This window comes from Streptomyces sp. NPDC104367 (assembly GCF_055583825.1).
On record NZ_JBVJND010000018.1, the window covers coordinates 106,171 to 119,040 of the forward strand.

The 12,870-nt window shown below is 73.3% G+C and carries 9 protein-coding genes; 4 read left to right on the forward strand and 5 right to left on the reverse strand.

What is annotated here, in order from left to right:
* Positions 1 to 258: 258 nt before the first annotated feature.
* Positions 259 to 702 carry a DUF6114 domain-containing protein gene (locus ACZ619_RS26215; RefSeq protein ID WP_469603513.1) on the reverse strand — a complete coding sequence of 148 codons (444 nt, stop codon included), beginning with the start codon at positions 700 to 702 and terminating at the stop codon, positions 259 to 261.
* The gene (locus tag ACZ619_RS26220) at positions 702 to 1,403 is read right to left on the reverse strand and encodes a DUF6230 family protein (protein WP_469603516.1); all 702 of its coding nucleotides are present in this window, start codon (positions 1,401 to 1,403) and stop codon (positions 702 to 704) included. The genes ACZ619_RS26215 and ACZ619_RS26220 overlap by 1 nt, the downstream gene beginning before the upstream one ends.
* A 612-nt stretch (positions 1,404 to 2,015) precedes the next feature.
* Between ACZ619_RS26220 and ACZ619_RS26225 the strand changes: the two genes are divergently transcribed.
* Positions 2,016 to 2,660 (forward strand): Tat pathway signal sequence domain protein, encoded by a 645-nt coding sequence (locus ACZ619_RS26225; RefSeq protein WP_469603518.1) that lies wholly within the window; start codon positions 2,016 to 2,018, stop codon positions 2,658 to 2,660.
* A 17-nt stretch (positions 2,661 to 2,677) separates the two neighbouring features.
* Here the strand turns inward: ACZ619_RS26225 and ACZ619_RS26230 are convergent, their stop codons facing one another.
* Positions 2,678 to 3,613: a lytic polysaccharide monooxygenase gene (locus ACZ619_RS26230; protein ID WP_469603521.1), complete on the reverse strand. Its 936-nt coding sequence runs from the start codon at positions 3,611 to 3,613 to the stop codon at positions 2,678 to 2,680.
* A 441-nt stretch (positions 3,614 to 4,054) separates the two neighbouring features.
* On the opposite strand from ACZ619_RS26230, the gene ACZ619_RS26235 reads away from it, so the two are divergent.
* On the forward strand, positions 4,055 to 4,702 hold the full coding sequence (locus ACZ619_RS26235; protein ID WP_469603523.1) for a ScbR family autoregulator-binding transcription factor: 648 nt from the start codon (positions 4,055 to 4,057) through the stop codon (positions 4,700 to 4,702).
* Positions 4,703 to 4,766: 64 nt separating this feature from the next.
* Entirely contained in the window at positions 4,767 to 5,921 is a 1,155-nt protein-coding gene (locus ACZ619_RS26240; RefSeq protein ID WP_469603526.1) for a damage-control phosphatase ARMT1 family protein, read from the forward strand.
* Between the two features lie 183 nt (positions 5,922 to 6,104).
* On the opposite strand, the gene ACZ619_RS26245 is transcribed toward ACZ619_RS26240, so the two are convergent.
* Complete coding sequence (locus ACZ619_RS26245) at positions 6,105 to 9,143, reverse strand: AfsR/SARP family transcriptional regulator (protein WP_469603529.1); 3,039 nt, start codon at positions 9,141 to 9,143, stop codon at positions 6,105 to 6,107.
* Between the two features lie 693 nt (positions 9,144 to 9,836).
* Between ACZ619_RS26245 and cyc2 the strand changes: the two genes are divergently transcribed.
* Complete coding sequence (gene cyc2, locus ACZ619_RS26250) at positions 9,837 to 11,999, forward strand: germacradienol/geosmin synthase Cyc2 (protein WP_469603532.1); 2,163 nt, start codon at positions 9,837 to 9,839, stop codon at positions 11,997 to 11,999.
* Between the two features lie 6 nt (positions 12,000 to 12,005).
* Here the strand turns inward: cyc2 and ACZ619_RS26255 are convergent, their stop codons facing one another.
* Entirely contained in the window at positions 12,006 to 12,839 is an 834-nt protein-coding gene (locus ACZ619_RS26255) for a hypothetical protein (RefSeq protein WP_469603535.1), read from the reverse strand.
* Between the last annotated feature and the right edge of the window lie 31 nt (positions 12,840 to 12,870).

The following is a 12,870-nucleotide window of genomic DNA, read 5'->3' on the forward strand; positions in this document are numbered from 1 at the left end:
GCCCGGCCGCGACAGGAGCCGCCGCTCCGGTGCGGGTGCGGGTGCGGGTGTGGGCGAGGCGCGTGCGGCGCGGGCGCCGTTGCCGTACGGGTGCCGGTCCGCCGGGTCCGGGTCGTATACGGCGCGCGGCCGGGGACGCACCCGGGCGGCGGCGCCGTCGTCGAGGGCGGTGGCCTACGGTTCCCCGGGTGTCCTCATCTGTCCGGACACGCGGAAGCGGCGGACCGCAGGTGTGCCGGTCCGCCGCTCCCGTGTGCTTCAGGCAGGCTCTCCCGCGCCGTCCCCGAAGCTCTGCGCGGTGGCTCGCGCCGCCTTGCGTCGTTGCCGTCGGCTGATGCGTGGTTCCTGGTCCGGCAGCCACCCGAAGGCGATGCAGCTGCCGACGGCCCCGAGGAGCAGGCCGACCATGAAACCGCCGAGGTTCGAGGTGAGCCAGGTGCCCAGGGAGAGCAGGATGCCGAGGATGGAGTAGAAGAGCCGCTGAGCCGGGTTGAACACGATCAGCAGCCCGCAGACGACCATCAGGGCCGGCAGCAGGTAGCCTGCCAGGCCCTGCACGCCGATGTGCAGGATGACCGGAAGGGGTGCCTTCATGGTCACCAGGATCTCGGCGCCGGCCAGCACGAGCAGTACGCCGCCCGCGAACGGGCGCTCGCCGCGCCACCGCCGGAAGCGTTCCCCGCGGGTCCCCGGGCCGCCCATCAGCTGCAACCGTGGTCGGCGAAGCTCATGTGCAGGTTGGGGAGCTTGAAGACGGCCGCGGTGGCGGCGTAGTTGTGCTGGTAGAGGTGCTCGATCACGACGGTGTCGGCCTGCTGGCCGTAGACGCCCTTCGGACCCTGGACGCCGCCCTTGTCGAAGGTGCTGGCGTCGCGGCCGATCTCGATGTTGTTGAAGGTGGCGTCGCCCTTGATGTCGTCGGAGTCGATCGCCAGGTTGTTCACGGACACCGGCTTGGACCCGCCGCCGGCCGTGAGCAGCAGCTGAATGCCGCCGAGGTCGACGCTCTGGCACATGTTGGTGATCGTGCCGTTCTTCACCACCGAGGTGACGACCAGCTCCTGGCCGCCGGTGTCGCCGGCGTTGGGGCTGTTGTCGATCATGTTGTCGAGGGCGCCGAACTGTTCGAAGCCGGTGCCGTCGAGCCGGTCGGCGGTGACGACGAAGGGCATGCCGGAGATGGCGAACTGCACTCCCAGCACCCCCTGCGCGGTGAAGATCGCGAGGCCGACGGCGGCCAGGGTGGCGGGAACCGCCATGACCGCGGCCCGGCGTGCCCGGACCCGTCCCCGTCTCTGTCCCCCTCCGGTGGCCCCGGTGGTGTCTGCTGTTGCGGAAGGAGAACCGCTTCCCGGGTTCTCAGGCGTGTTGTCGGCGGACGGAACGTCCGGGGACGAGGCCATGTCTGCTCCCATGCATTAGTCACGCTGGTTGGGCTTCAGTTGGCGCGTTGTCCTGGCGCGGACAGCGGCTGCCGCGCACGCCTCCTCACAACTCCCGGCGGGCGCAAGGGCTTTCTCGTTACGCAGCAGTAGCCACGCCGAAAGTTACCGGCGGTTACTTTTCGGGGTCAAGGCAGTTGTGAAAAAAGGGTGTCGAATATGCGTCAGCCGTGTTCCGACCATGCGTTACCTTGATCGGATTTCTCAACTCCCTTGATCAGTCTTGACGTTGACGGTTGATCAGGTCTACAAATCTCCCTGGTTTCTTCGGATCCGTGGCGCCGGATCCGCTGAGCGGCATCGACCGCTTCCCGGCCTCCTCGATTCACCGCTCCGTCAGCGGCGTCGGCACGGTCGCTTCCCCCCAGGGGCCGTGCGCAGGACGCCCTCGACCGGCCCGGCCGGAGGCCTAACCCCCCCAGGCTTTCGACCGGTGTCCGGGCTGGCTGCCGTTGCCGGTCCGTCACGTACGGAGAAGGCGTGACGAGCCGGCAACGGCTGGCGCCGCATCATGCGCCCCCCAACCCCCCACCTCACCTCAGGCAAGTCCCCCCAAGGAAAGAGGCAACCCGCATGCGTACGCGATCCCTCCTCGCCCTCGCCGGTACCGTCGTCGCCCTCTCGGTCGCGGCCACCGTCCCCGCCTCCGCCGACGGCGCCGTGCTCACCACCGGCAGCGCCGGCGGCACCGCCGTCGCGGTCGGCGACACCCTCACCGCTTCGCTGGCCAGCGGCACCAGCGCCACCCTGTACTCCAGCTCGACCAGCACCAGCGGCATCACCTGTGCGGACTCGACCTTCACCGCGACGGTCACCGACAACCCCGCCGCCACCGGTACCGCCACCGAGTCGGCCACCGCGCAGACCTTCGGCAGCTGCACCAGCAACGTGACCGGCGTGACCGGCGTCTCCAGCATCACGGTCGACAACCTGCCGTACACCACCACGGTGTCCTCGGACGGTTCGGTCGCGGTCACCCCGCCGAGCGGCTCGACCATCCAGACCACGGTCAAGCTGACCACCCTGCTGGGCAGCATCACCTGCGTCTACCAGGCCTCCGGCCTGGCCGGCACGAGCGCCAACAGCGACAACAGCCTCGCCTTCAGCAACCAGGCGTTCACGAAGTCCTCCGGCTCCGTGCTCTGCCCGTCCGCCGGCTACTTCACCGCGAAGTACGCCCCGGTCAGCGACAACGGCGCCGCCGTCTTCGTCAACTGACCTGAGGACGCGAGGCGTCAGCGTCGACGAAGGCGCAACGCCAGGGCGGCGCCGCCGGTGAGCACCAGCACCGCGGCGGCGCCGCCCGCCAGCAGTGGCGCCGACGGGCTCGCACCGGAGTCCGTGTCGGAGGCCACCGGAGTGCTGTCGGCGGCGGCGGTTCCGGTCGTTGGGGCGACCGGGGCCGCCGCCTTCCGGCGTGCCGGGGTCCCGGTGCTCGACGCGCCCGCGGTCGTCGCGGCGGCCGTCGAGGCGGTGGCGGAAGGCGTGGCGCTCGACCGCGCCCGCGCGCTCGCCGAGGCGGTGGCCTTCTTCCCGCCGGCCGTGAACACCACGTCGGAGCACGAGTAATAGGTGTCCGGCGTACTGCTGTTCTGCCAGATGGTGTACAGTATCTGACGGCCCGTCCGGTCGGCCGGCAGCGTCGCGCTGAAGTGGTACGCCCCGTTCGTCAGCGGCGGGTCCTTGACCTCGGCGAACGGCTGCGCCGGCAGGTCCGACCACTTCAGCGGCTTCGTCGGGTCGTAACCCGGCTTCGTCAGATACAGCTTGAACGTGCCGGTGTGCGCGATCGTCGAGGCGTACGTCATCGTCAGCCGGGCGCCCGGGGCCAGCCGGGTCGCGGGCCAGTCCGCGCGCGCCAGGTCGAGCCCCTTGTACGCCGCCAGGTTCCCGCTGCACAGTTTCCCGTCCGGGATCACCTGCCGGTCCCGGCCGCCGACGCCCGCCACCCGCAGGTTGTCCCACGCGACGAAGTTCTGCCCGCTCGCCGCGATCGCCGCCTTGCAGGCCACCGTCGTGGCGCTGCCGCCGCTCGGTGAGCAGGCGTAGACGCGGCTGACGGGATCGGTGGGCGCGCCGTGCGCCCGGGCGGTCCCCGCCGCCCACGACAGGAGCAGGAGCGGGGCCGCCAGGGCGGCTCCCGTGACTCTCAGTTGGGCGGTCCGAGTCATCCGGGACGCCTCCTCGGCGGGCGCGGGTACAGGGTCTGCGCAATGAGTACGGGAACCGCGGGCGCACTGTTCAGTGCGGTTGATCACAGCGCCGGTCGATGTGGGCGGCGCCGACCGGCTCGTCCCGTTCGCGGACGCCCGGGCGCCGTTGAGAACCAACCGCGCGGCTCGTATCGTGGTGATCACCGATGCGCGCCCGGCCGGCGCACCGCTCCCCGCGACCACCACGGCGACACGGTGGCGACCCGTTCCGATCCGGTCCGTTTGCGCAGGACGGACGCCGATCGTGCGGTCAGGTGCGCGAGTTGCGCGTGTCGGTCACCAGGTCCGCACACTTGGCTCCTGTTGCCGCACGGTGAGCTATCGTGTGCACGGGGTAAGAAACAAACCGCATGCCCCGTCGGTTTGGGAGCCGTGAAGCCGCGAAGGAGTGTCGAGTCGATGGCGAGGCAGTTACGCGCGGAGCAGACCCGCGCCACGATCATCACGGCCGCCGCCGACCTCTTCGACCGGCACGGCTACGAATCCACCAGTCTGAGCGAGATCGTCGAACACGCGAAGGTCACCAAGGGGGCGCTCTACTTCCACTTCGCCGCCAAGGAGGACCTGGCGCACGCCATCATGGAGCTCCAGTCGCACACCTCCGGCCAGTTGGTGAAGGAGATGGACAGCCGCGGCTACTCCTCGCTGGAGGGCCTGATGCGCACCACCTTCGCGATCGCCAGGCTCGCCGTCGACGGTCCGATCCCGCGCGCCGGACTGCGGCTCGCCACCGCGGACGTCCCCGTACGGCCACCGCTGCGGCACCCGTTCACGGAGTGGCTGGAGTTCGCCACCCGCAAACTCCTCGGCGCCGTCAAGGAGTCCGACGTACACCCCGACATAGACGTGAACGCGGTCGCGCACTCGCTGGTCTGCTTCTTCGTCGGCACCCGTGTCGCCGGCCGCAACCTGGAACCGGTGGGACGACTGCCGCGCAGGGTCGCCGAGATGTGGTACCTGATGATCCGCGGCCTGGTCCCGGTGCACCGGCGCGCCCGCTACATGACCCTCGCCACCCAGCTGGAGCGCGAGATCCGGCCGGCCTGACCGGCACCGCCACCCCCGTCGTGGGACGGCGGGGCCGGGCGGCCCGCGCGGTAGCGTGACGCCCATGCCCGACTCCGCCGCCGCACCCGTGATCCTCGGCACCACCGGCCCGTTCCCGCACAGCGTGCTGGCCGAACGGCACCCCGCGATCATCCGCCAGGTGCGGGACGCCTTCCCCTACGGCCCCGAACAGCACCGCGCCCTCGACGCGCTGCTGCGCGACTGCACCGAGGGCACCGTCGAACCCCTCCCGGACGCGGGGACCCGGTGGCGCGACTGGGGCCTGGACACCTACGCCGGACAGTCCTGGTTCGACGTGCCGTGGCTGTGGTCCGAGAGCTGGTTCTACCGCCGGCTCCTGGACGCCACCGGCTACTTCGGCCCCGGACCCTGGCAGGGCATCGACCCGTTCCGCCCGTTCAAGCTCGCCGAGCTGGACGCCAAGGAGACCGACGAGGAACTGGCCGCGCTGGACGCCCTCGGCGCCGACGCGGACCGGGCCCTCCTGCACGGCTCCCTCTGGGGCAACCGCGCCGACCTCGGCTTTCGCCTCTCCGCCGAGTCGGGCGAGGCCGTCCCGGCGCTCGTCGCCGACGACAGCGCCGCCCTGTGGCCGCTGCTCGACGGCGGCACGCTCTGCCTCGTCGCCGACAACGCGGGCCGCGAACTCGTCCCCGACCTGCTGCTGATCGCCCACCTCCTGGACACCCGCCGCGTCCGGAACGCGGTCCTGCACGTCAAGCCGTACCCCTACTACGTCTCCGACGCCACCACCGCCGACGTCGTCGACGCCCTGCGCCGGCTCACCGCGGCCCCGGGCGCCGCGGCCCGCCACGGCCGCACCCTATGGTCCGCGATGGCCGACGGCCGCCTCACGGTCCGCGCCCACCCGTTCTCCTGCGCCCCGCTGCCGTACGCCGAGATGCCCGCCGACCTGCGCGCCGAGTTCGCCCGAGCCGCGCTCACGATCTTCAAGGGAGATCTCAACTACCGCCGCCTGGTGGGCGATCGGCTGTGGCCGCCGACCACGCCGTTCACCCGGGTCACGGACTGGTTCCCGGGGCCGGTGGCCGCGCTGCGCACCCTCAAGTCCGATGTGGTCACCGGGCTTTCCCCGGACACCGTGGCGGCGCTCGACGCGGCGGAGGGGCAACGCTGGCGCACGGCCGGCACCCATGCCCTGATCCAGGTCAACCCACGCCCGTCGGCAGTGGCTTGACGAGGACGTGCCCGGGCGCTCGAACACCCGCACCCCGTCCGCGTGCCGGGCCACCGGGCGGTGGCCGCGCAGCACGCGGTGGTCGGCGCACGCCACGGCGGCCTCCTGCCGGCGCGGATCGAAGACGCCGGGAACGGGCGGTGCGGCAAGGGCGCGGGTCCGGTGCCCCGTGGAGGGGACGGCCTAGGCGCGGGGGCCGGTCAGCGCGGCCAGTCTCGTCCTGACGGCGTCGGCCTCGGGCATGCCGAGCCCGGCGTAGAGGGCGAGCGCCCGCTCGTAGCGGCCCACCGCACGGGCCGTGTCACCGAGGGCGCTGTGCGCGTCGCCGAGGCCCTCGTGCGCGCGGGCCTGCTGGCCCGGGTTGCCGGTGTCCTCGGCGATGGCGAGGGCCTCGTCGTGGTGGGCGAACGCGTCCGCCGGGCGCCCGGCGGCCCGGACGGCCTCACCGAGCCCGTTCAGCGCCCGGGCCTCCCCGTCCCGGTCGCCGTTGTGACGGTAGAGACCGAGCGCCTGCCGGTGGCACTCGGCGGCCCGGGTGTGCTCCTCGCGCAGCGTGTGCACGAGGCCGAGGCCGTGCAGCGCCCCCGCCTCGCCGTAACGGTCGCCGATCTCCCGTTGCAGGACCAGGGCCTGTTCCTGGTGGCGGGCGGCCGGGTCGAGCCGGCCGAGCCGCGCCTCGACCGTGCCGAGGTCGTTGAGCGCGTGCGCCTCCAGATACCGGTTGCCGGTCCGCCGCAGCAGGGCCAGGGCCTCCTGGAGATGACCGGCGGCCTGCCCGTACCGGCCCAGCTGCGCCTCGACACTGGCCAGGTCCTTGAGGGCGATCGCCTCGCCCGACCGGTCGCCGGCGCTCCGGTACAGCTCAAGGGCCCGTTCCAGGTACTCGACGGCCGACAGGAAACGGCCGCACCGCTCGTCGACGAGACCCAGGTTGACCAGGGCGCGGGCCTGGCCGGTCGGTTCGTCCGCCACCCGGAACAGGGCCAGCGCCTCCTCCAGGTGCGTGCGCGCCGGTTCGTGCCGGGCGAGCTGGTAGCAGGCGGTCCCGAGCCCCAGCAGCGCCCGTGCCTCGTTCGCGGGGTCGGCCGTCGCCCGGGCGGCATCCCGGGCGTGGCCGTGGATCGTGAGGCCGTCGGTGTGACGGCCGCTGACCAGATGCCGGTACAGGGTGAGCGAGAGCCGTACGGCGTGCGCGGGCCGGCCGTGGGCGGCGGTGTGGGCGGACATCGCCAGCAGGCACATCCGCTCGGCGTCCAGCCAGGCGCGCGCGGCGTCCGGGCCGGGCAGGTCGACGGCGGGGGCGGCGGACCCGGGGGCGGCGGGCCGCAGGTGGGCCTCGGCCGGATGGAGACGGTCCATCGCGGCGGCCGCGGTGGCCAGGTAGTGGTCGAAGAGCCGGTCCAGCGCCGCCTCCCGGGCCGGTGGCGCGTCCTCGGCCGCGGCGAGGCGCAGGGCGTAGGCGCGCAGCAGGTCGTGCATGCCGTACCGGCCGCCGTCCGCCGGCTGCACCAGATGGGCGCGGGCCAGGACGTCCAGGGCCCGGCGGGCGTCCGCCAGGTCGGCGCCGGTCAGCGCCGCGGCGGCGTGGGCGTCGAGGTCGGGGCCGGGGTGCAGGCCGAGCAGCCGGAACGCACGGGCCGCGTCCGCCGGCAACTGCCGCAGCGACCAGGAGAACACCGACGCGACGGCGGCCCGGGAGTCGCCGTCCGCGTCGAACAGGTCCAGCCGCCGCTGCTGGTCGGCGAGTTCGGCGACGAGTTCGGCCAGCGACGTGGCCGGACGGGCGGCGGCGAGCTCCGCGGCGACCCGCAGCGCCAGCGGCAGCCGCGCGCACTGGGCGGCCAGGACGTCGACCGCGTCGGGCTCGGCCTCGGCCCGGGGCCCGATCAGCCGGCGCAGCAGGGTACGGGCGGCGTCCGCGGGCAGCAGGCCGAGGTCGAGACGCCGGGCGCCCTCCCGCACCACCAGCCCGGCCAGGCTGTCCCGGCTGGTCACCAGCACCGCGCAGGAGGCGGTACCGGGCAGCAGCGGACGGACCTGCTCGACGGTGGCCGCGTTGTCGAGCACGATCAGCATGCGCCGGCCCGCGACCTCGGTGCGGAAGCGCGCCGCCCGGTCGTCCGTCTCCAGCGGGATGTCCTGTCCGGACACCCCGAGCGCGGTCAGGAACCGCACCAGCGCGTCCGGCGCGGTCATCGGCCGCTCGGGGTCGTAGCCGCGCAGGTTCACGTACAACTGGCCGTCGGGGAAACGGTCCCGGACCCGGTGCGCCCAGTGCACCGCCAGGGCCGTCTTGCCCACGCCCGCCGTCCCCGACACCGCCGAGACCACCACCGCGGACGGCCGGTCCGCCCCGCCCAGCAACACCTTCTCCAGCCGCGCCAGTTCCTCCTCGCGCCCGGTGAACCCGGCTGCCTCCATCGGCAGTTGCGCCGGTACGACACCGACGCGCCCGGTGCCGGGCGGGGTGCGGCGGACGGCCGGGGCGCCCGCCTCCCCGGTGAGGATCGCCCGGTGCTCGCGCCGGGCCTCGGCGCCCGGGCCGGAGCCCAGTTCGTCGGCCAGCCGCTCGCGCAGCGCCGCGTAACAGGCGAGCGCCTCGGGGTCGCGTCCGGCGGCGTGCAGCGCCCGCATCAGCGCCACGGCCAGCGGCTCGACCAGCGGATGCTCGGCGACCAGGGCGGAGAGCGTGTCGATCACCACGACCTGGCCGCCGACGCCGAGTTCCGCGTCCGCCCAGGCCAGGACCGCGTCTATGCGCTGGTGCAGCCAGTTCTCCCGGGTGCGGGCCGCCCAGTCACCGGACAGCCCGGCCAGCGGTTCGCCCCGCCACAGGCCCATGGCCTTCCGCAGCGTCGCCACCCGCGCCGCGCCCGGCCCCGTCTCCTGACGGGCCCGCGCGACCAGGTCCCGGAAGCGGTGCACGTCGACCAGGTCCCGCGGGACGTCGAGCCGGTAGCCGCCCGAGCCGCGCAGCAAGGCCGCCGCGCCGGTGCCGTCGCCGCCCGGGAGACCCGGGAGGTGCGGGGCCGCCTCCACGAGGACCCGGCGGACCCGGGTGACATGGGCGTAGAGCGTCGCCCGCACCTGCGCCGGCGGGTCCTCGCCCCAGACCCGGTCGATCAGCGTCTCCGCCGCCACCCAGCGCCCCGCGTCCACCAGGAGCGCCGCCAGGACCGTACGCCGTTTCGCGGGGCCCAGATCCACCGGCCGGCCCGACACCCATAACTCCACGGGCCCCAGCAGCCGAAACCCCGTCACACCGTCTCCCCTGCCGCGCCCCACGGGCACCGCCCGTTCCCCACCGGCCGTCACCCAACCACCCCGGTCACCTGCGAGGCAAGATTCACGCAAGCTTCCCGGCCACCTCCCCGCGCCATCCTCATCACGGCAACCCGCCGCACCACGGACGGCCTCCGTCCCGTGGACCGCGTCCCGAGCGACGGAGGAGCACGAACCATGCCGGCATCACACGGGGAAACACGGCCCTGGCCGCCACCGGCGTCCCGGGAAGGCGTTCCGGGACGGGCGCGGGACCGCCGGCGGCCCGGCCGCTCCACCGCCGGCCGCGCGGTGCGGCGCGGCGCCGCACCTCCTCCGTGACGGACGCCGTGCACGGGCCTGTCCGAAACCGGACGGGACGTGCGGGGGAGGGCCGGGAGGCGGCCGTTGACGGCCGCCGGCCGCAGGAGCGCCCCCGTACCCGTGGCGGACCGGCGCCCGGACGACGCGTCCACGTGAACGACGGCCACAGGGGAGCCGTCGTTCACGTGGGCTCCGCTTCCGGCGACGACGGAGGCGGGGAACCGCCACAGGTCGCGCCGAAGTTCCCGCATTCCAGCCCGGTTCACGCGATGGTGTGATCATGTGCCGCGCGGTGGATGGCCGTTGACGTGCCCGGGTAGGGCCACGGCCATGACGCAGCCGTTCGAACTCCCGCACTTCTACATGCCGTATCCCGCGCGGCTCAACCCGCATCTGGAGGAGGCCCGGGCCCATTCCACCGGGTGGGCCCGGGAGATGGGCATGCTGGAGGGCTCCGGGATCTGGGACCAGGCCGACCTGGAGGCACACGACTACGGCCTGCTGTGCAGCTACACCCACCCCGACTGCGACGCCGACGCGCTCTCGCTGATCACCGACTGGTACGTGTGGGTGTTCTTCTTCGACGACCACTTCCTCGACATGTACAAGCGCACCCAGGACCGCGCCGCCGGCAAGGCCCACCTCGACCGGCTCCCGCTGTTCATGCCGCTCGACCCGGCGACGCCGGTGCCGGAACCGCGGAACCCGGTGGAGGCGGGCCTCGCCGACCTGTGGGCGCGTACCGTGCCGTCGATGTCGGTGGACTGGCGCCGCCGCTTCTCGGTCGCCACCGAGCACCTGCTCAACGAGTCGATGTGGGAGCTGTCCAACATCAACGAGGGGCGGATCGCCAACCCCGTCGAGTACATCGAGATGCGCCGCAAGGTCGGCGGCGCCCCCTGGTCGGCGGGGCTCGTCGAGTACGCGACGGCCGAGGTGCCCGCCGTCGTGGCCGGGACCCGGCCGCTGCGGGTGCTGATGGAGACCTTCTCCGACGCCGTCCACCTGCGCAACGACCTCTTCTCCTACCAGCGCGAGGTCGAGGAGGAGGGCGAGAACAGCAACGGCGTGCTGGTCCTGGAGACCTTCTTCGACTGTGGCACCCAGGAGGCCGCCGACACGGTCAACGACATCCTCACCTCCCGCCTCCACCAGTTCGAGCACACCGCCCTCACCGAGGTGCCCGCCCTGGCCGCCGAGAAGGGCCTCACCCCCGGCCAGGCCGCCGCCGTCGCCGCCTACACCAAGGGTTTGCAGGACTGGCAGTCCGGCGGCCACGAATGGCACCTGCGCTCCAGCCGCTACATGAACCAGGGCGCCACCACGGCCGCCCCCTGGCAGGCCCTGACCGGACCCGGCACCTCGGCCGCGGACGTCGGCGCCCTCCTCGCCTCCGCCGCCGCGGAACGCCTGCGGGCTTACTCCCATGTGCCGTTCCAGCAGGTCGGGCCCTCCCTCCTGCCCGACTTCCACATGCCGTACGAGGTCGAGCTCAACCCCCATCTCGACGCCGCCCGCCCCCGGCTGGCCGCCTGGGCGCACGCCACCGGCATGCTCGCCGAGGGCGTCTGGGACGAGGACAAGCTCGCCGCCGCCGACCTCGCGCTCTGCTCCGCCGGCCTGGACCCGGACGCCACCCCCGACGAACTCGACCTGAGCGCCCGGTGGCTGGCCTGGGGCACCTATGCCGACGACTACTTCCCGCTCTGCTTCGGCACCCGGCGCGACCTGGCCGGCGCCAGGCTCGCCACGGCCCGCCTGTCCGCCTGCATGCCGGTCGCCGACGAGGCCGTGCCCGCCCCGGCCACCGCCATGGAACGCGGGCTCACCGACCTGTGGGCGCGCACCACCGCCGGCATGGGCCCCGAGGACCGGCTCTTCCTCAGGCAGGCCGTCGACAGCATGACCGAGAGCTGGCTCTGGGAGCTGTCCAACCAGCTCCAGCACCGCATCCCCGACCCCATCGACTACCTGGAGATGCGCCGGGCCACCTTCGGCTCCGATCTCACCCTGAGCCTGGCCCGCCGCGGCAACGGGCCGCTGATCCCCGCGGAGGTCTACCGCAGCGGCCCGGTCCGCTCCCTGGAGAACGCCGCCATCGACTACGGCATGCTCGTCAACGACGTCTTGTCGTACCAGAAGGAGATCCAGTACGAGGGTGAGCTGCACAACGCGATCCTCGTCGTCCAGAACTTCTTCGGCGTCGACTACCCGACCGCGCTCCGTGTCGTGCACGACCTGATGACCCAGCGGATGCAGCAGTTCGAGCATGTCGTCGCCGCCGAACTCCCCCTCGTCTGGGACGACTTCGAGCTGTCGGACGAAGCCCGCGAGGCCCTCGGCGACTATGTCCGGGACCTTCAGAACTGGATGGCCGGCGTCCTCAACTGGCACCGGCGGGTGGACCGCTACCGGCCGGACCACCTCGCCCGCCGGGCCCACGGCTTCCTCCCGGACCGGCCGCCGCTCGCCCCGGCGCTGCCCACAGGCTGACGCGCCTCACCGCAGGGCGCGGTGCAGGCTCCGGGCACGGCCGGCCTGCACCGCGTCCCCCAGCCGCTCGAACTCCTCCGTCAGCTGGACCAGCGGCGACAGATCGAGGGCCTGTCCGCCGCCGGGCCGCCGCAACCCGCTCCGGTCCATGGACATCTCGTCCAGCCGGCGGATGAGCGCCACTCTGGCCGCCTCGGTCAGTCCCTGGTCGGCGGCGAGGCGGGTCCAGGTCGACAGCGGCACGCCGGCCGGGTCCCCGGGCACCTCGTGCCGTACCGCCTCCCACAGGGGCGGCCTGGGGTGCGGGTCGAGCAGGTCGTAGGCGCAGCCCTCCTCCGCGTTGAGCAGCAGGAAGGCGGGCTCGGTGCGCAGCAGTGCCGTGTGCAGCATGCCGACCAGCTCCACCGGGGAGCGGTCGGGCAAACCCAGCCCGGCGCGGAGTTCGGCGCGCTCGGCGTCGATGCCGTGGTACCCCCGGATCTCCTCCTCGGTCTCGGCCACCCGCGCGAGGATCACCTCCTCGCCGTCCGCCGGAGTCAGGTCCAGCAGGTCGTGCCAGCCGGGCAGGCCGATCACGATCTCCAGCGCCTCGTCGACGGACGACCCGATGATCCCGGCCGAGCCCTCCGAGTCCGCGTACAGCAACGAGCCGTCCGCGCAGCCGAAATAGGTGCCGCCCGTGTCGCTGCCCGCCACCGCCTCCAGCGGGCCGCCGGAGGCCAGGCGGACCGGTTCGGCGTGGCCGTGCGCGGCCCGGTCCAGGTCGAAGTCGAAGGGGAACGCCGCCAGTTCGGCCAGACGGCGGTGCTGCCGGAGCAGCCGCAGGCAGTGATCGGTCATGTCACAGAACGTAACAGCCGCCACTGACAAC

Excerpts from the sequence above, each read along its gene's own strand:
- ACZ619_RS26215 (WP_469603513.1), bottom strand. The coding sequence starts at position 702 with ATGGGCGGCCCGGGGACCCGCGGGGAACGCTTCCGGCGGTGGCGCGGC.
- ACZ619_RS26220 (WP_469603516.1), bottom strand. The coding sequence starts at position 1,403 with ATGGCCTCGTCCCCGGACGTTCCGTCCGCCGACAACACGCCTGAGAAC.
- ACZ619_RS26225 (WP_469603518.1), top strand. The coding sequence starts at position 2,016 with ATGCGTACGCGATCCCTCCTCGCCCTCGCCGGTACCGTCGTCGCCCTC.
- ACZ619_RS26230 (WP_469603521.1), bottom strand. The coding sequence starts at position 3,613 with ATGACTCGGACCGCCCAACTGAGAGTCACGGGAGCCGCCCTGGCGGCC.
- ACZ619_RS26235 (WP_469603523.1), top strand. The coding sequence starts at position 4,055 with ATGGCGAGGCAGTTACGCGCGGAGCAGACCCGCGCCACGATCATCACG.
- ACZ619_RS26240 (WP_469603526.1), top strand. The coding sequence starts at position 4,767 with ATGCCCGACTCCGCCGCCGCACCCGTGATCCTCGGCACCACCGGCCCG.
- cyc2 (WP_469603532.1), top strand. The coding sequence starts at position 9,837 with ATGACGCAGCCGTTCGAACTCCCGCACTTCTACATGCCGTATCCCGCG.
- ACZ619_RS26255 (WP_469603535.1), bottom strand. The coding sequence starts at position 12,839 with ATGACCGATCACTGCCTGCGGCTGCTCCGGCAGCACCGCCGTCTGGCC.